At 64.0% G+C, this 16,861-nt stretch carries 15 protein-coding genes and 4 pseudogenes; 10 read left to right on the plus strand and 9 right to left on the minus strand.

Features of this window, described 5'->3' with window-relative positions; genetic code table 11:
* Positions 1–78 precede the first annotated feature (78 nt).
* The 8 genes and pseudogenes from tal to BF95_RS08130 form a co-directional block, all read left to right on the plus strand.
* Positions 79–1,146 (plus strand): annotated as a pseudogene (tal, locus tag BF95_RS28170) (transaldolase); the annotation flags it as partial.
* Positions 1,147–1,151: 5 nt separating this feature from the next.
* Positions 1,152–2,813 (plus strand): hypothetical protein, encoded by a 1,662-nt coding sequence (locus BF95_RS28175; protein ID WP_235209634.1) that lies wholly within the window; start codon positions 1,152–1,154, stop codon positions 2,811–2,813.
* 15 nt (positions 2,814–2,828) lie between these two features.
* Positions 2,829–3,815: a phosphogluconate dehydrogenase (NAD(+)-dependent, decarboxylating) gene (gnd, locus tag BF95_RS08115; RefSeq protein WP_043150666.1), complete on the plus strand. Its 987-nt coding sequence runs from the start codon at positions 2,829–2,831 to the stop codon at positions 3,813–3,815.
* Positions 3,816–3,821: 6 nt separating this feature from the next.
* On the plus strand, positions 3,822–4,193 hold the full coding sequence (locus BF95_RS30310; RefSeq protein WP_268747153.1) for a hypothetical protein: 372 nt from the start codon (positions 3,822–3,824) through the stop codon (positions 4,191–4,193).
* On the plus strand, positions 4,193–5,257 hold the full coding sequence (gene zwf, locus BF95_RS08120) for a glucose-6-phosphate dehydrogenase (RefSeq protein ID WP_268747154.1): 1,065 nt from the start codon (positions 4,193–4,195) through the stop codon (positions 5,255–5,257). The genes BF95_RS30310 and zwf overlap by 1 nt, the downstream gene beginning before the upstream one ends.
* 34 nt (positions 5,258–5,291) lie before the next feature.
* Positions 5,292–5,486, plus strand: coding sequence for a hypothetical protein (locus BF95_RS28075; protein ID WP_037476108.1), 195 nt, complete (start codon positions 5,292–5,294; stop codon positions 5,484–5,486).
* A complete protein-coding gene (locus tag BF95_RS30970; protein ID WP_202807666.1) occupies positions 5,470–5,655 on the plus strand; it encodes a hypothetical protein in 186 nt (61 codons plus the stop codon). Before BF95_RS28075 ends, BF95_RS30970 begins: the two co-directional genes overlap by 17 nt.
* On the plus strand, positions 5,588–6,334 hold the full coding sequence (locus tag BF95_RS08130) for an HAD-IIB family hydrolase (RefSeq protein ID WP_009824013.1): 747 nt from the start codon (positions 5,588–5,590) through the stop codon (positions 6,332–6,334). Before BF95_RS30970 ends, BF95_RS08130 begins: the two co-directional genes overlap by 68 nt.
* Positions 6,335–6,480: 146 nt before the next feature.
* Here BF95_RS08130 and BF95_RS08135 read toward each other — a convergent pair whose 3' ends face one another.
* The 9 genes and pseudogenes from BF95_RS08135 to BF95_RS08175 form a co-directional block, all read right to left on the minus strand.
* The gene (locus tag BF95_RS08135; protein ID WP_037476106.1) at positions 6,481–6,921 is read right to left on the minus strand and encodes a four-helix bundle copper-binding protein; all 441 of its coding nucleotides are present in this window, start codon (positions 6,919–6,921) and stop codon (positions 6,481–6,483) included.
* Between the two features lie 14 nt (positions 6,922–6,935).
* Positions 6,936–7,378, minus strand: a pseudogene (locus tag BF95_RS08140) (DUF1622 domain-containing protein).
* Positions 7,365–8,087 (minus strand): hypothetical protein, encoded by a 723-nt coding sequence (locus tag BF95_RS08145; RefSeq protein WP_043150670.1) that lies wholly within the window; start codon positions 8,085–8,087, stop codon positions 7,365–7,367. Before BF95_RS08145 ends, BF95_RS08140 begins: the two are co-directional and overlap by 14 nt.
* Complete coding sequence (locus BF95_RS08150) at positions 8,084–8,812, minus strand: hypothetical protein (protein WP_043150673.1); 729 nt, start codon at positions 8,810–8,812, stop codon at positions 8,084–8,086. The genes BF95_RS08145 and BF95_RS08150 overlap by 4 nt, the downstream gene beginning before the upstream one ends.
* A pseudogene (locus tag BF95_RS08155) lies at positions 8,812–10,654 on the minus strand (2Fe-2S iron-sulfur cluster-binding protein). The gene BF95_RS08150 and the pseudogene BF95_RS08155 overlap by 1 nt, the downstream one beginning before the upstream one ends.
* Before the next feature lie 20 nt (positions 10,655–10,674).
* Positions 10,675–11,760 (minus strand): annotated as a pseudogene (locus BF95_RS08160) (Tn3 family transposase); the annotation flags it as partial.
* Positions 11,761–12,062: 302 nt separating this feature from the next.
* Entirely contained in the window at positions 12,063–13,481 is a 1,419-nt protein-coding gene (locus tag BF95_RS08165) for a YncE family protein (protein ID WP_037535052.1), read from the minus strand.
* Positions 13,478–13,846 carry a CopM family metallochaperone gene (copM, locus tag BF95_RS08170; protein ID WP_008828623.1) on the minus strand — a complete coding sequence of 123 codons (369 nt, stop codon included), beginning with the start codon at positions 13,844–13,846 and terminating at the stop codon, positions 13,478–13,480. Before copM ends, BF95_RS08165 begins: the two co-directional genes overlap by 4 nt.
* Before the next feature lie 35 nt (positions 13,847–13,881).
* Entirely contained in the window at positions 13,882–14,361 is a 480-nt protein-coding gene (locus BF95_RS08175; RefSeq protein WP_043150680.1) for a hypothetical protein, read from the minus strand.
* A 375-nt stretch (positions 14,362–14,736) separates the two neighbouring features.
* Here BF95_RS08175 and BF95_RS08180 point away from each other — a divergent pair, with 375 nt between their 5' ends.
* The gene (locus BF95_RS08180; RefSeq protein WP_051519912.1) at positions 14,737–15,774 is read left to right on the plus strand and encodes a hypothetical protein; all 1,038 of its coding nucleotides are present in this window, start codon (positions 14,737–14,739) and stop codon (positions 15,772–15,774) included.
* A gap of 46 nt (positions 15,775–15,820) precedes the next feature.
* On the plus strand, positions 15,821–16,804 hold the full coding sequence (locus BF95_RS08185) for a malate dehydrogenase (protein ID WP_037535050.1): 984 nt from the start codon (positions 15,821–15,823) through the stop codon (positions 16,802–16,804).
* The last annotated feature ends 57 nt before the right edge of the window (positions 16,805–16,861 follow it).

Consider the following 16,861-nt stretch of genomic DNA (forward strand, 5'->3'; position numbering starts at 1 on the left):
GGAAAGGTCTGCCCCATGACGAGTCTGTTGAAGCAGCTCCAGGAATCGGGGCAGGCACCCTGGCTCGATTTCGTCGATCGCTCCTTCCTCAAGGAAGGCGGCCTCCGGAAGCTTGTCGAGGAGGACGGCCTGACCGGCGTCACCTCGAACCCGTCGATCTTCGAGAAGGCGATGGGCCAGGGCACCGCCTATGACGATCAGTACAAGGCGTTCGTCACCGCCAATCCGGGCGCATCGGTGGTCGAAACCTACGAAGCGCTGGCGGTCAAGGACATCCAGGATGCCTGCGACACGCTGCGTCCGGTGTTCGACCGGCTGGACGGCAAGGACGGCTATGTCAGCCTCGAGGTCTCGCCCTATCTCGCCAACGATACCGACAAGACGATCGCCGAGGCGCGGCGGCTCTCGAAGATGGTCGATCGCCCGAACCTGATGATCAAGGTGCCGGGCACCAGGGTCGGCGTCCCGGCGATCCGCCAGCTGATCGAGGACGGGATCAGCATCAACGTCACCTTGTTGTTTGCGCGTGAGGCCTACATCGCCGTGGCGATGGCCTTCGTCGAAGGGCTCGAGGCGCGGCTCGCCAAGGGCGAGACGATCGATCGCATCGCCAGCGTCGCCAGCTTCTTCGTCAGCCGCATCGACAGCGCGATCGACAAGAAGATCGACGAGCGTGTCGCCACCGGCGACAAGGATGCCGACGCGCTCAAGGCGGTACGCGGCAAGGTCGCGATCGCCAACGCCAAGCTCGCTTACCAATGGTATCTCGACTTCGTGAAGTCGGACCGGTGGAAGAAGCTTGCCGCCGAAGGGGCGATGCCACAGCGTCTGCTGTGGGCATCGACGGGCACGAAGGATCCGTCCTTCCCCGACACGCTCTATATCGACGCGCTGATCGGCCCCGATACGGTCAACACCATTCCGCCCAAGACGATGGACGCGTTCCGGGATCACGGCACGCTCAAGCAGACGCTGACCGCGGACGTGCCGGGGGCTGAACATGTCCTGGCCGAGACCGACCGGCTCGGGCTCGATCTGTCCGGCGTCACCGCCAAGCTGGTCGAAGATGGCGTCAAACTGTTCGCCGACGCGGCCGACACGCTGCTCGGCGCGATCGAGGCGAAGAAAGCCAAAGCGGAGGCCTGAAGCGCATGAACCATTTCCACGCCGACCTGCCCGAGCCGCTGCGCCACGCGGTCGATGCCAGGCTCAAGACAGCGGCGGCGGAGAAATGGGGTACGCGGCTGTGGGCCGCCGACGCATCGCTCTGGACCAACGGCGACGAAGCCAAATGGGTCGGCTGGCTCGCTGCCGGTGGAGGCAAGCAGGTCGATTTCGCCCAGCTGAAGGCGATCGCCGCCAAGGCGCGCGGGCATAAGGACGTCGTCCTGCTCGGCATGGGCGGATCGAGCCTCGGCCCCGAAGTGCTGGCCGAGATCATCGGCGCTGCGCCCGGCTATCCGACCGTCCACGCCCTCGATTCAACCGACCCAGGCCAGATCAGCACGGTCGCGTCGAAGATCGATCCCAGCGAGGCCCTGTTCCTCGTCGCATCCAAATCGGGATCGACGATGGAGCCCGAACTGCTCCGCGCCTATTTCTGGGAATTGGCCGGCAAGGATGGTGACCGCTTCGTTGCCGTGACCGATCCGGGATCGAAGCTCGAGAAACTGGCCAGGGAGCATGGCTATCACGCCATCTTCCTCGGCGATCCGGCGATCGGCGGGCGTTATTCGGTCCTGTCGGTATTCGGCATGGTGCCGGCAGCGATGATGGGGATCGACGTCGAAGCCTTTTTCGCCGCGACCCAGCCTCTGGTCGAGGCGTGCAAGGGCGACACCGCCAATCCCGGCCTGATCCTGGGTGCGATCATGGGCGAGGCGGCGGTTTCCGGCCGCGACAAGCTCACCATCCAGACCAGCCCCGGCCTCGAGCCGATCGGCGCCTGGCTCGAACAGCTCATCGCCGAATCGACCGGCAAGCATGGCAAGGGAATCGTGCCCGTCGATGTCGAGCCGGATGCTCCCGCCGCCGATTATGGAAGCGACCGGCTGTTCGCTTTGCTGACGCTCGACGGCGAGGACGTGAGCCGGTTGACTCAGCAGGCCGATGCCCTGGTTGCCGCCGGTCAGCCGATGGTGCGCATCACGCTCGCATCCAAGGATTTGATAGGGCAGGAATTCTTCCGCTGGGAAGTGGCAACCGCTTTTGCCGGTGCGGTGATCGGCATCGATCCGTTCGACCAGCCCGATGTCGAGGATGCCAAGATCGCGACGCGCAAGTTGATCGACAAATATGAGGAATCGGGTGCACTCGCCCCCGAAACGCCGTTCCACCAGGATGCGGCCATGGCCTTTTCCGCACCGGGCGACCACATGTTCGCCGCGACCAATCCGGTCGAGATATTGCGCGACCATTTCGCCAGCGCCGAGCCCGGCGCCTATGTCGGCTTCCTCGTCTATCTAGAACGCAATGCCGAACATGAGGCAGCCGTCGCACGGATGCGCCAGGCGGTGGTCGAGGCAAAGGGTGTCGCGACCGTCGCCGGCTTCGGCCCCCGTTTCCTCCATTCGACCGGCCAGGCCTACAAAGGCGGTCCGAAGAGCGGCGTGTTCCTCGAGATCACGCGGACGCCGAACCCGGACGTACCGGTGCCCGGACGCAAGGCCAGCTTCGGCACGGTCCAGCTCGCGCAGGCGCGTGGCGATCTCGACGTGCTCGCCGCGCGCGGGCAGCGCACCTTGCGCATTCATCTCAACACAGGGGATCTCAATACCCTCGAAACATTGGTGGCGCGTTCGCTACAGAATTGAAGGGGATCAGCATAAATGCGTATCGCGATGATCGGACTGGGGCGCATGGGCGGCAATATCGTCCGTCGCCTGTTGCGCGGCGGACATGAAGCGGTCGTCTTCGATCGCAACCAGCATCTGATCGACGATCTGGTCAAGGAAGGCGCGGTCGGCGCGACCGGGCTCGACGATCTGCGCGGCAAGCTCGCCGAGCGCGCCATCTTCTGGGTGATGCTCCCGGCGGGTCCTCCGACCGAGGATACGATCACCGCCCTGCTCGAAAAGTCCCTGCCCGGCGACATCATCATCGACGGCGGCAACAGCTTCTACAGGGACGATATCCGCCGCGCGAAGCTCTGCGTGGCGAAGCAAGTCGCCTATGTCGACATCGGCACGTCGGGCGGCGTCTGGGGACTCGAACGCGGCTATTGCATGATGATCGGCGGCGAGACGGAGGTGGTCGACTACCTCGATCCGATCTTCAAGACGATGGCACCGGGCCGAGGGACGATCCCCCCCACGCCCAATCGGATGGAGCAGGAAGGCGAGGATGCGCGCGCCGAGCTCGGCTACATCCATGCCGGCCCGCCTGGCGCCGGCCACTTCGTCAAGATGGTCCACAACGGCATCGAATATGGTTTGATGCAGGCCTATGCCGAGGGCTTCGACATCCTGAAGTCGAAGAAATCCGACAAGCTTCCTGAGGATGAGCGCTTCGATCTCAACCTCACCGACATTGCCGAGGTGTGGCGCCGCGGATCGGTCATCTCCTCCTGGCTGCTCGACCTGACCGCGTCGGCGCTCGCCAAGGATCAGATGCTCGCCCAGTTTACCGGCACCGTGGCGGATTCGGGCGAAGGCCATTGGACGATTGAGGCGGCGATGGAGGAAGCGGTGCCCGCCTACGTCCTCTCGGCCGCCTTGTTCGCGCGCTATCGCAGCCGCGTCGAACATACGTTCGGCGACCAGGTGCTGTCGGCGATGCGCTTCGGCTTCGGCGGCCATACCGAAATGCCGCAGTAGGCTCCCATGAAGACGGCCCCACCCGCCACTCTGGTCATTTTCGGCGCGACCGGGGACCTGACCCGCCGCCTGCTGGTCCCCGCCGTCACCAATCTGTGCACCGACGGATTACTGGGAAAGGAATTCACCATCCTCGGCATCGGCCGCAGCGATGGCGATGACGAGACGTTGCGCGCCAGCCTGGATAAGTTCGCGACCGAGGGCGATTGCTGGCGTGATCTGCGCAAGCGCATCGCCTACCTCCAGGGCGATTTCACCGCAGACCGGGTGTTCGACGATGTCGCCCAGGCGTTGGGCGACCGAAGCGCGGTCTTCTACCTTGCCACGCCGGCGCAATTCTTCGGCGCCATCGTCGAAAAGCTTGCCGCCAAAGGCTGATGGCGGAAGCGGGCAGTCGGTTCCGCCGCGTCGCGATCGAAAAGCCGTTCGGCCACGACCTCGCCTCGGCCAAGGCGCTTGACGCCCGAATCCTCGCCTTGCTCCCGGAAAGCCAGATCTACCGGCTCGACCATTTCCTGGGAAAGGAAACTGTCCAGAACATCCTGGTCGCGCGCTTCGCCAACCAATGGTTCGAAGCGGTGTGGAACAATCGCTATATCGACCATGTCCAGATCACCGCCGCCGAGACGGTCGAGGTCGGATCGCGCGGATCTTTCTACGATGCAACCGGCGCGCTCCGCGACATGGTCCCCAACCATCTGTTCCAGCTGCTGGCGATGATCGCGATGGAGCCGCCCAACAGCTTCGATGCCGACGCGATCCGCGACGAAAAGGCCAAGGTGTTGCGCGCGATCCGCAAGCCCACCGCAGTCTGCGCAGTGCGCGGCCAATATGGCAAGGGCCGTGTCGGCAGCCGCAACGTGCCGGCCTATCGTAAGGTCCCGGATGTCGCTGCCGACAGCAGGACCGAGACCTATGTCGCACTGAAGCTGGAAGTCGACACCTGGCGCTGGGCCGGCGTGCCCTTCTACCTGCGCACCGGCAAGGCGCTGGCAGCGCGCGATACGGAGATCGTCGTCACGTTCAAGGCAGTGCCCTACGCTTTATTCCGCGATTGTCCGATCGACCGCCTGCCAGCCAATCGCCTGATCTTCCAGCTGCAGCCGGACGAAAGCATCGTCTTAGACATGCTGGTCAAGAAACCGGGTCCAGTGATCAAGACCGCAGGAACAACGCTCGATTTCACTTATGCCGACCACTTCAAGCTGTCGGGCCGGACCGGCTACGAAACCTTGCTCTATGACATGATGACCGGCGACCAGACATTGTTCCAGCGCGCCGAGCAGATCGAGGCGGGCTGGGCCGCGGTCCAGCCGATCCTCGATCACTGGGCCAAGGGCAAGGGCAGGCTTGAATCCTATGCACCAGGCAGCGCCGGCCCGGCCGGCGCAGATGCCCTACTCGAACGCGATGGCCGCTTCTGGCACAGGATCGGCCAATGATGCTTGGCCTCGTCATCTCCGACATCGACGGACTTTGGTTCGCAAGGACAAGAGCCTGGCGTCGGCGACGACTGCCCGGTCGCGGACCTACTATCTGGACATCACCAACTCCTATGCCAACAAGCGAGCTGGCGTCGATGCCCTGGCGCGGGCGCTCGGCCACATGCCCAATGACCTGCCCTTTGCTCGTGCGCACCGGGCTATCGATCGCCATGGGCAAGACGCCTGAGGAGATCCGTAGCGCAGCGCACTACATTTCAACCAGCAACGACAAAGATGGCATCGCCGATGCCATCGACGCATTTCTGCTGCCGCTTGTGGGAGATCATCATGAAGCGACTGGCCGCTTTCGACCTCGACGGAACGCTCGCGCTCAGCAAGCAGCCGCTCGACGATGAAATGGCGGATCTGCTTACCCGCCTGCTCGACGTGACGATGGTAGCGATCATCTCCGGAGGCGACTGGCCGCAATTCGAGAAACAGGTGGTGTCACGCATGCCTGCCCGGGCGCGGCTCGACAATTTCATCATCCAGCCGACCACGGGCACCAAGCTCTATCGTCACGCCGACGGCCAATGGACGCGTATCTATGCCGATCTGTTCACCGGCGACGAAAGCCAGCGCATCCGCGAAGCACTGACCAAGGCGGTCGAGCAGGCGGGCTATGCAAACGAGAACATCTGGGGCGAGCAGATCGAGGATCGCGGCAGCCAGATCACATTCTCCGCGCTCGGTCAGCAGGCGCCGCTCGAGGCCAAGGACACGTGGGATCCGGATCACGCCAAGCGCAAGAAATTGCAGGCCCTGCTCCAGCCGTTGCTGCCAGGCTTTGCCATCAATATCGGCGGGGCGACATCGATCGACATCACCCGCGAAGGCATAGACAAGGCCTATGGCCTTAAGCGCCTTTCCGAGCAGACCGGCGTCGCACTCGACGAGATGATCTTCTTCGGTGACGCGATCTTCCCGGGCGGAAATGATTATCCGGCCAAGCACCTCGGGCTGGATACCGTGCGAGTCCGCGACGTTGCCGAAACCAAGTCGGTGGTTGGCGCGATCGCTGCCTGGCTGGTCTAGATGCGCTACCGCCGATCCTTAACCAGTCCCGCTTTCGCACCCATACGACCCAGCTTCGCAGCGGCCCCACATTGTGGAGCCGACGGATCGCTTCAATAGTGCCGGATCTGCTTGACCCCACTACGCCTGGGCGTGTCCGAGGAAACTCAGCTCGCCATGTCCGCCATCATCCGACAGCTGGCGGCGCAGTCCTTGCAGGTAGCCGAGCAACGCTTCATCCGCTCGTCCACGACGTGGCTCAGGCATTCCCGCGCACATCGTTCGCAGGCGTCAGCGCAGGCGCGACACAGGATGGTATGGAGGGGGGATTCGCGCAGCATCGAGTTGGCGGACGCCTGGCACAGTTCCGCACAGTCGTTCAGCATGGCGATCAGCGACGCCGTGGCTGACGCGCCGCCTCGCTTGGTCAGCCAGGTGGCGGTCTCCAGGCACATGCGGTGCGAAGCCACGCAATCGTCGATGCAGTCCGTCATCGACATCGCCATCCCTTCCATTGGATGCTGCTGCCCCGCCGCCGGCACAGCCAGCGTTCCAGCGGCGGCAAGGCCGGCGCCGGCCATCAGCAATTCGCGTCTCTCGATCATCATGCACCTCCCATCTGCTATCCCTTGAGCGCTGTACCGCATCCGGCGGCCTCAGCCGTCGCAGGCGACCCATCCCACGCCGCGCGTGCCTTCTCCCGCGCCATCCGGGTTTCCTCCCAAGGCCAGTGGCCGTTGATCTCGACCCCGAGCGAGATGCTCAGGAAGGTCCGCACCAGCACCAGCCCTGCCAGCACGATGAGATCGTCGAGCGTCGGTTGATCACCAGCGACTTGACGATGTCGCCGGCGACCAGGAATTCCAGGCCGAGCAGGATGCTGCGGCCGAGCGCCGAGCGGAACGCGCTATAGGCCTCGGTCCGGTCGCCCGCCCTCGCCCGCCGCGCAAACAGAAAGGTTGCGAGCCCCGCGCCGACCAGGATGGTCAGCGTACCCGCCAGTTCCAGGCCGATCACCGCGAGCCGGAAGAAGGCGCTCAGCCAGTCGGCCTCAATGGTGATCATACCAGCCTCGCTTGCGGATATTGTTGAAGCTGTCGGTGGCGTGACAGGCATAGCATTGGTCGACGCGCGCCTTCGATCCGGCTGCGCGCTGCGAGACCATGCTGAAATGCTCCATGAAGTGACTGGGCGGCGCCTTGTGGCACTCGGCGCACTGCGTCGAATTGACCGACGGATGGCGATAATTGGCGATCTTCCAGCTGTCGGTCTTGTGGCAGCTCGCGCAGTCGGTGCCGAACAGGCCCTGGTGCGGATCGCGGAACGCATGGCAGCTCGCGCAATTGAGCGCGGTCTCGGGGGTCAGGCTTCGAATGTTTGTCGACATGCCCGCCAACGGCTGCCGCCACTTCGCCATGTCGAGCAACGCGGCGTGATCCATGCGGATGATGCCGCGCTCTCCCTCATGTTCGACGTGGCAGGAGGTGCACTGCGTCGCTTTCGCGTGGAACTGCGTCGACTGCTTCGTCCCGAAATCCGTGCCTGCATGGCAGGTGAGACAGGTCCGGGTTTCGACGCCCTTGCCCGGCGTGTGACAGGCCGTGCATTGGCCGGCGAAGGACTGGTGCGCGCTCGAGAGCGGGCCGGGCGAGACGAGCTGCGCCACCAGGCCGGCATCCCTAGGCGCGTCCGATCGCATCCGGATCGCGACCGCGGCGACCATCACCAGCAGGGCTGCGATGAAGACGGCGTAGGAAAGACGCTGCCAGCTCATAGCCAGCGCAGCCCGTAATAGATCGCCGCGCCGACGTGGAGCGCGAGCAGCGCGAAGATGAGACAGCCCAGCAGGATGTGCAGGAACCGCCATCGCGCGAACAGGGTGTTGGTTGCCTCTTCGGCGCGGATCGCGAATTCGGTATCGGCCAGCGCCGCGGCGATCCCCGCCTTGTCCTGGGGGTGCTGGCCCGCGGGCGCATCCCCGGCGACGAACAGATAGCGCTTCCAGCCCGACAGCGGCGCGGCTGCGGTATCGGCCTGCGTCGGCGCCGCCGGCTCCTCGAGGAAGGCGGCGCGAAGCGAGGCCAGTTCCGACCTGCGTCCGCGCAGCGCCCGACCAAGCTGGGCAAGCAGGTAACGGCCGATGAAGCCGGTGATGACCGTCATCAGCAGGAGGACGGTCAGAAGCAGTCCGACCGGGCTTTCGAGCTTGTGCGCGGCGTGGACCAGACCCAGGATCGGCGCCAGCACGCCGGCATAGATGTGGATGGCGAGCAGGGTCGGCTTGCTGACGAGCCGGGAGAGCAGCTTGTCGACCCAGGCGATGTGCTTGGCCGCGACATAGGGAAGCGTCAGCAGCATCAGCACGAGCGCTGCGATCCCGATGATCCCGCCAGCGAGGCTGCCCGGAAAGCGCGGTGACACATGCACGAGGTAGCCGAACGGGAACAGCAGCAGGAACGCGACCAGCAGGCCGACGGCGATGTCGCTGCGTTCGCGCATCAGGCTTCGACCACGAGTGGCGTGCCCGTTCCCTTCGCCTGGCACGCGAGCACATAGCCTTGCGCCTTGTCGGCGGGCGCAAGGCCGGACTCGACCTCCATCGTCACCTCGCCCTGCAGTAGCTTGACGACACAGGCGCCGCATGTGCCCGCACGGCAGGCATAGGGGATCTCGCGCCCGCGCCCTCGGCCGCCTCCAGCACGGTCTCGTCCGCGGGCAAGGCCGCCGACACCCCCGACACGGAGAAGGTCACCGTGCTCGGCGCCACCTCGGCGCTCGGGGCCGGCTTATCCGCTGGCGCGGGCGCGGGCTTGACCTCGAGATCCTCGTGGTCGGCCGGCAGCGAGGCCGGACCGAACGCCTCGGTGTGCAGCTGCGCTTCGGGGACGCCGAGCTCCGCCAGCACGCCGCGCATCGCGCCCATCATCGCCGGCGGGCCGCACATATGGATCCGCCGGCTCGCGATCTCCGGCACCGCAGCAGGATCATCTCGCGGGTGATCGGCCCTTCGGGGCCCATCCAGACGGTGCCGGGCGCGCGCTGCATCGCGGCGACGACATGGAGGTTGGGAAAGCGGCGTTCGAGCCGCTCGAGCTCGTCGCGGAACACGAATTCCTCGGTCGACCGTGCGCCGTAGAAGAAGAAGATATCGCCCTTCCACGCGGTGTCGGTGAGATAGCGCAGCACCGACATCATCGGGGTGATGCCGACCCCGCCCGCGATCAGCACGATGCTCTGCGCATCCGTTCCCGTGAAGGTGAAGGCGCCGAACGGTCCGCTGACCTTCAGCAGATCGTCGGCGACGACCTTGTCGTGCAGATGTCGCGAGACCACGCCCTGCTCCTCGCGCTTGACCGTCAGCTCGACATAGGCCCGCTGGGTCGGCGAAGAGGCGATCGTGTAGGAACGGCGCGCGGTCTTGCCCGCTTCGGGCTCTACCTCAACCTGCAGAAACTGGCCCGGCAGGAAGTCGAACGGCAGCCGGTCGGCGGCCGGGTCCGCGAGCCGGAAGGTCAGCACGCTCGGCGTCTCTCGCACGATCTGGACCACGCGCAGCTGCCCCGCCCAGCTTTTGGGCTTGCGCAGCGAAGCCCCACCGGGTGCGGCCGCATTGCTCGGCGCGAGCCCAGCGCTGTCGGCAACGGGTGCAGGCGCGGGCGCAACCCTGGTAGCGGGAGGGGCAGCCGTCGGCTCCGGTTTTGCTGGAACCTTGGCGGTGGCGACACCGCCGGCGATCGCTCCGATCCGCCGCAGGCGGAAGATCTGCAGCGCGATCAGCGTGGCGCTCACCAGCCCCAGGAACAGCATGAGAAGCAGGTGCGAGGGCGAGATGCCGAACCAGTGACCGGCATGGCCGGGCGCGGCCTGGTCGATGTCGAGCTGATCGCGCAGCCAGGCAAGCCCGACCTCCCGGGGCGGCTGCAAGCCGCCGATCGCGCCCTGCGCGGCGGTGCCGGAGCGGAACAGGTCGGTTCCCTCGCGCAGGCGCCGCGCCGCATCGAGCCGGGCTGAGACCGTGGTTGCACGCGCGCCGTCGGCCGAGGCGGCGTTGATCATCGCCAGGCCCGTGCTTACCCGTTCGCCAGCCTGCGCAGCGACCCGCTGCCTTGCCGCTTCGTCGAGCGCGGGAAAGGCGAGCAGCTGCGAGATGAAGCCGGTCCGGCGCGATTCGTGGCCGTGCTCATTCTCCCCTTCCCCATTGATCATGCGATCCATCATGGGGTTCATCATCTTCGCCATGTCCGACGACCCCGGCTCTGCCGGTGCGGACATGCCCCCGCCGGCCGGCATGCCTGCGCCATGATGCGCGGCATGATCCCCGCCCTCCTGGGGGCGGTACATAGAACGGACCCAGATATACGCTAAGGTTTCGCCGGGCCTTCGACGGCGTGCATCTGGCGAAGCGGCCTGAGGGCCGGCGATGGCGCATCGGGGTCGGTCCAAAGATAATCGCCGGTGAGGTTGATGTGCTGCCATCCGAGCGGCGAAAGGTGTTGCAGCAGGTCCGGCGGGATCGACCGGCCTAGACTGGCAAGATGCATGCGGGCGGCTTGCATGTAGGTCGTATTCCAGAGGACGATAGCACCGGCGACGAGGTTGAGTGCGCTCGCTCGATGGGTCTGGGCTTGCAATGCGTGATCGCGGATACGGCCGATCCGGTGGAAAAAGATGGCGCGTTTCAGCGCATTTTCGGCCTCACCCTTGTTGAGTTCGCGGGTCGCGCGACGCCGCTGTTCGGGTTGTTCGATCCAATCGAGCGTGAACAGGGTGCGCTCGACGCGGCCGATCTCGCGCAGTGCCAAGGCCAGGCCATTGGCGCGGGGATAGGAGCCAAGCCGTTCCAGCATGATTGACGCACTCACGACGCCGGTGCGGATCGAGGTGCCCAAGCGCAGCACGTCGTCCCAATGGGCAGCGATCAGGCCCTCATCGACCTTGCCCGCGAGGAGCGGCGCAATATCGGGGCCGGGTTCGATGCCGTCAAACAGGTAAAGCCGGCGCGCGGAGATATTCGGTATGCGCGGCGCAAACCGGAATCCGAGTAGATGGCATAGCGCAAATACATGGTCGGAAATGCCCCCACCATCGACGTGATGCTCCTCGATGTGCAGATCAGCACCGTGATGGAGCAGCCCGTCCAGCACCTGCGCCGCCTCGCTCGCGGATGCGGAGATGACGGTGGAATGAAACGGCGCGTAGCGATCCGAGACATGGCTGTAGAAGGAGACGGCAGGCTCCGCGCCCTTGTGCGGATTGACCGCACCGGTCGCCTGGGCACGGCGATCGAGCGGGAAGTTCTGACCATCCGAACTGGACGATGTCCCGGCCCCAAACAGGGCGGCGAGTGGCGCGGTGTGCTGGGCATCGACCAACCTGGCGAGAGCCCGACCGTAGGTTTCCTCGCGTAAATGCCACGAGGCGAGCCAGCTGAGTTGGCGTTGGGTCACCCGCCGCGACCAGAGCGTCGCGCTGAAGATCGACAGTTTGGCGATCATCGGCCGATGACACTCGCATATATCCGACCAGCATGTACGACAAACCCTCAAAACCACTTTGTCGTACACTACGTCAAAGCGACAGGGTTTGTCGACTATTCAGGCGCAGGATTGCCGACCAAAGCCGAGGGATCACCCAAGGGTGTCCGAAAACATGTGTTTTCCGACAGTCTCAAGACGCTGCGGCAACCTATACCGGCGTCATGACCAAGATACTGGATACGGACAGGAGATCGCAGGGTTCACCTGAACCCTCATTTCTGCACCTGAACGACAGCGCTCGGCATCATCGGGTCGCCTGACGCAATGACGAGGTACCGGCGCATGTCGCCCTTCGCGTCGCTGACGATCTGGCGGAGCGGTCCGAGCGTGTTGACGATCGCGCCGCCAGCCGGATTGGTCATGAACTTTGCCAGAGGCTGGATCACGCCGCCACCATCAGCGCGGGAGGATAGCCCAAGGACATAGGGCATCTTTGGGCTGAGGCCCGCAACCGCCGCCTGCAGGATCTGGACTTGGCCTTGATCGAACAGCGTGACCTGGCTGCGGCCAGTCCCGGCGAGGGTCAGCTGGATCTTCATGCCGGCCTGTGCGAGCGGTATCAGGTTTGCACGGCCTTCGCCTACCGGCACCGCGCCGGGAACATAGGCCACGCCTTGCGGCCCCTGACCGATCGGAATCGTCGCGATGACGGTGTTGCTGGCGGTGTCGATCGCCGCAACAGCGTCGGCGTTCTCCAGCCCGACATAGATCCGCGAGCCGTCGCCCGACGGCCACAGACCGTGCGGCAGCGCGCCGACCGGGATGCTCGCGACCTGCACGAAGTCGGTGGTGCGGAACACCTTCACGACATTCTCGGTGCCGACCGTCACATAGGCGAACTGGCCGGCCTTGGTGCGGGCGATGTTGACGTGGTTGGTGATCGCGCCGGTGTCGAACGTCTTCAGCACTGCGAAGGGTGGCTTGGCGTCGAACACCATGACCTTGCCGACGTCCTTCAGCGTCAGCCAGACCTGCTTGCCGTCGGGCGTCGCGGCGATGTCGGGGCAGAACGGGCTTGCCTGCTTGACGCGACCGACGATCTTCTTCGAGGCGGTGTCGATCACCACGGTCTCGGGTGAGAAGCTCGAACAGACATAGCCGTATTTCCCGTTCGGCGAGAAAATCGTCATGCCGGGGCCGTTGGGGACGGGGATGCGCGTGGTCGGCGCGAAGGTCTTGCCGTCGAGCACCTGGATATAATCCTCGCCGCGCACCGCGACCCAGACTTCGCGACCGTCGGGGCGGAAAAACGCCTCATGCGGCGAGCGCCCGACATAGGTCGTGTGCTTCACGGCATTGGTCGCGGTATCGATGAACGTCACCGAGTTCGAACCGATCGAGATCGCCGCCAGCGTCTTACGATCGGGCGAGAAGCCCATGCCGTGGACAAGCAGCTGCCCCTTGTAGAGCGGGCTGAGGTTGGCGGGGGTCTGGTCGCCGAGCTTGATGACGCCGAGCAGCGTGTTGGTTGATGGGTCGATCACCGACACGGTGTTGGAGAACTGGTCCGACGTGTAGAACCGGTCCTGCGCGCTGACAGGGATGTCGGGGGTCGCATTGGGCACTTGCTGGGCAAACGCAGGGCCTGAAAAGCACAAGGCGGTGCAGGCGGTTAGGGTGAAACGCTTCATGGACGGTCTCCGTGATGGGGGTGACCAGTCGCGGTCGGTCCGGTGTGACGTGGCAACGCGCCGCCTTCGGATAGGATGCCCTGCATCACCGCGATTTCCTGACGCTGTTCGACGATGATCCCTTGCGCAAGCCGGCGCAGGCGTTCGTCCTTGCCGTAACGCAGCTCGATCTCAGCCATGTCGATCGCACCTTGATGATGCGGGATCATCATCCTTGCGAAGTCGCGATCGGGATCGTTTGAATAGCCGGTCATCATCGCGCCGTGCATCCGCGTCATCGCCGCATCCATCGCGGACGCGAAGCCGTCCGTTTGCGCGATAGCAGCGGTCGATACGGACAAGCCTATCGCCATCAGCAAGGTCATGCGTGATCTCATCGTCCTGTCCCTAGTTTTCCTGTTTACGACACGCGAGCGATGATGCCGATAATCGTTGCTAGCACGGCCATGCAGGCCGGGAGAAAGAGCATCTGTATAGCCGCTTCGCGCCCTGTGATCGTGCCCGTCAAGATATCGACCGGGCCCTTGATGAACTCCGAGAACGAACGGAGGGGTTCGCCGGGGGCGGGAGTATCGCTGAGTACGATGCCGCCAGCAATCAGACCGAAATACAGGATCATGAAGACCGACACGACCGTCAGGACGAGCGCCGTAGCTGCATCACGTGCGAAGAAGGTCCAGAAAGTCAGCAACATTGCTGCATACACGCCGACGAGCAAGCCCAACGTGGCAGGATGGACGCCGCGCGATGCGATGCCTGGAGCCGTTCTTTCCAGCTCGTCATAATTGCCTGCATCCGGCACGATTGCGAGATGTCGACGCACAGGCTTAGGAGCAACGAGTGTCTCGGTAGCGAGATCGTAGATCGGCTGTGTTGCCATGAGGAAGTCTCCGCGCGTCTCGATGAATGCCGAGCGTGACAGGATAGATGATTGCGGCGGGGCGGTCGGTCCAACGCATAACCACGGTCATTCCAATCATTTAACAGGAACGGTCGGCGATCTATAATCGCGTTTTCGTATTGAAATCATCGCGACCATGCGTTGGACGCGAGGGACATATCGGTCGATCTAGCGGCATCGGACCGGCACGATCACCCGCCGGGTCCGTGATAAGGATCAAACGATGAAAGCTGCGATCGTTCTGGTTGCCGCGATGTTGGCCTCCGTAGCGCCAGTCCCGGCGATCGCTCAGGCCTATTGGGCTGCACCTGCGGCGGACGACTTTCCCTACGATATCAAGGCGGTTCAGGCACCGTGTCGAAGGCTGATATCGACCTCAGCCATCATGACCGGATCTATGTGTCTGACCCTACATCGACGAAGATCGTTGTCATCGATCCTGCAGCGGGCAACGAACTGGGACGGATCGACCTCGCCAAAAGCGCGATAGCTGAGCCCAGCTTTTCCAGCCCCAAAGTCCAGCACCTGGCTGCAACGCGTGACGGGCGGACCCTGGCGGTATCGGCATTAGCGCAGCACAGTGTGACGCTCGTAGATCTGGCCACGAACACGGAACGAGGCCGGACCGTGTTCCAGACGTCGCCTACCGCCGTCGCGTTTACGCCCAATGGGCACGAACTCTGGGTTTCGCTCGGCGATGAACATGCCATCGCGGTCGTGGATCCTAAGACAGCGCGGGAGATCACCCGCGTACCAGCAAGTGGCGGAGCGGGCGCGACCATCCTGTCGCCAAACGGACGCTATGCCTTTGTATCGCTTACTGAAAGGCCGTCCATCCTGGTTGTCGACGTCGAGCATCGGCGCGTCGTCGGACACGTTGCCAGCAACGGTGCAGGTGCGGGAGCAATCGCGGTCTCGCCAGATGGCAAACAGATCTGGGCAACACGCCGCGAGAGCGGCACGACCACGGTCTTTGCTGCCAAACCGCCGTTTGCGGTACGCGAAGTGATAAACACTGGTCCAGCAACGGGCGCGGTCAACTTCGCCCAGCGCGCAGACGATTCCTTTGCCTATGTCAGCGTTGGCGGCGATCAACCTGCAATCAAGGTCTATAGAACCGACAGCCTGGAGGCTGTGGCAACCGTCCCGCTACAAGCGGCTCCGAGTGCGGTTTGGCCGTCGGGCGATGGTACGAGGATCTATGCCAGCCTGGCCGGAACCAACAAGGTCGCTGGGATCGACACGCTGACGTACACCACCGTGTCGACGATCCCGATCAGTACGGATGCGCAGAGCCTGATCTACGTTCCTGGTGCCGTAAGATCAGGAAAAGGTCTCGCCAATCTGGTGCCATCCGGGCGCGATGCGGCGCTTGCCCTGACGGCGCGTTGATCGGTCTCACACCGTCTGTAATCTCCCAACGAAAGCCCTTTCCAAAATGACCAAGCCCCCCGTCAGGATCGCGATCAGCGGTGCCGCAGGACAAATTTGCTATTCGCTGCTCTTCCGGGTCGCGCAGGGTGACGTGTTCGGACCGGACCAGCCCGTTATCCTTCAACTGCTCGACGTGCCGCAGGCGCTGGACGCAGTACGCGGCGTGGTCATGGAACTGGAGGATTGCGCGTTCCCGCTGCTGGCAGATGTGATCATTACTGATGATCCGATGGTGGCTTTCAAGGACATCGATGCGGCCATGCTGGTCGGGTCTCGTCCCCGCTCGAAGGGCATGGAGCGCCGTGATTTGCTCGCTGCCAACGCAGCGATCTTCAAGACGCAGGGCGCAGCGCTGGACGCAGTGGCCAAACGCGACGCCAAGATCCTGGTCGTCGGTAATCCCGCCAACACAAATGCCTGGATCATTGCGCAAAGCGCACCGGGTTTCCCTGCCGAAAACATCACGTCGATGATCCGCCTCGATCACAACCGCGCGCAGGGACAGCTTGCGGCCAAGGCGGGTGTCGGTGTCGATGCGATTACAAAGCTCGTCGTCTGGGGAAACCATTCGCCGACGATGTTTGCCGACTGGGGGAATGCCGAACTCGATGGCCAAAAGCTTGCCGACCGTATCGGAAACGAGGCCTGGTACCGCGAGACCCTGATCCCCACCGTTGCGCAGCGCGGAACCGCGATCATCGAAGCACGGGGTGCGTCCTCGGCCGCGTCGGCAGCAAATGCGGCGATCGACCATCTGCGCGATTGGGTGCACGGCGCAGGCGACAATTGGGTGTCGATGGGCGTGGTGTCAGATGGCTCCTACGGTATCCCGCAAGGGCTGGTGTGCGGCGTGCCGGTGCACTGCAAAAGCGGTGGGTATGCGCGTATCGAAGGACTGATCCTCGATCCATTCCAGCGAACGATGCTTGATCGCACGATTGCCGAACTGGTCGATGAACGTGAGGCGGTTATCGACATTCTGAAATGACCGATCGGTATATCTGATTGGAATGACCGTAATCTTTGGTTGGTGCGATTGATCTCC

This window comes from Sphingobium sp. Ant17 (assembly GCF_000588875.1).
Taxonomy (GTDB): Bacteria; Pseudomonadota; Alphaproteobacteria; order Sphingomonadales; family Sphingomonadaceae; genus Sphingobium.

Coding starts and splice junctions, on each gene's coding strand:
- BF95_RS08175 (WP_043150680.1), bottom strand. CDS start 14,361: ATGGCAACACAGCCGATCTACGATCTCGCTACCGAGACACTCGTTGCT.
- BF95_RS28175 (WP_235209634.1), top strand. CDS start 1,152: ATGAACCATTTCCACGCCGACCTGCCCGAGCCGCTGCGCCACGCGGTC.
- BF95_RS08135 (WP_037476106.1), bottom strand. CDS start 6,921: ATGATGATCGAGAGACGCGAATTGCTGATGGCCGGCGCCGGCCTTGCC.
- BF95_RS08145 (WP_043150670.1), bottom strand. CDS start 8,087: ATGAGCTGGCAGCGTCTTTCCTACGCCGTCTTCATCGCAGCCCTGCTG.
- copM (WP_008828623.1), bottom strand. CDS start 13,846: ATGACCTTGCTGATGGCGATAGGCTTGTCCGTATCGACCGCTGCTATC.
- BF95_RS08130 (WP_009824013.1), top strand. CDS start 5,588: ATGAAGCGACTGGCCGCTTTCGACCTCGACGGAACGCTCGCGCTCAGC.
- BF95_RS30970 (WP_202807666.1), top strand. CDS start 5,470: ATGGGCAAGACGCCTGAGGAGATCCGTAGCGCAGCGCACTACATTTCA.
- BF95_RS08185 (WP_037535050.1), top strand. CDS start 15,821: ATGACCAAGCCCCCCGTCAGGATCGCGATCAGCGGTGCCGCAGGACAA.
- zwf (WP_268747154.1), top strand. CDS start 4,193: ATGGCGGAAGCGGGCAGTCGGTTCCGCCGCGTCGCGATCGAAAAGCCG.
- BF95_RS30310 (WP_268747153.1), top strand. CDS start 3,822: ATGAAGACGGCCCCACCCGCCACTCTGGTCATTTTCGGCGCGACCGGG.
- BF95_RS08165 (WP_037535052.1), bottom strand. CDS start 13,481: ATGAAGCGTTTCACCCTAACCGCCTGCACCGCCTTGTGCTTTTCAGGC.
- gnd (WP_043150666.1), top strand. CDS start 2,829: ATGCGTATCGCGATGATCGGACTGGGGCGCATGGGCGGCAATATCGTC.
- BF95_RS08150 (WP_043150673.1), bottom strand. CDS start 8,812: ATGCGCGAACGCAGCGACATCGCCGTCGGCCTGCTGGTCGCGTTCCTG.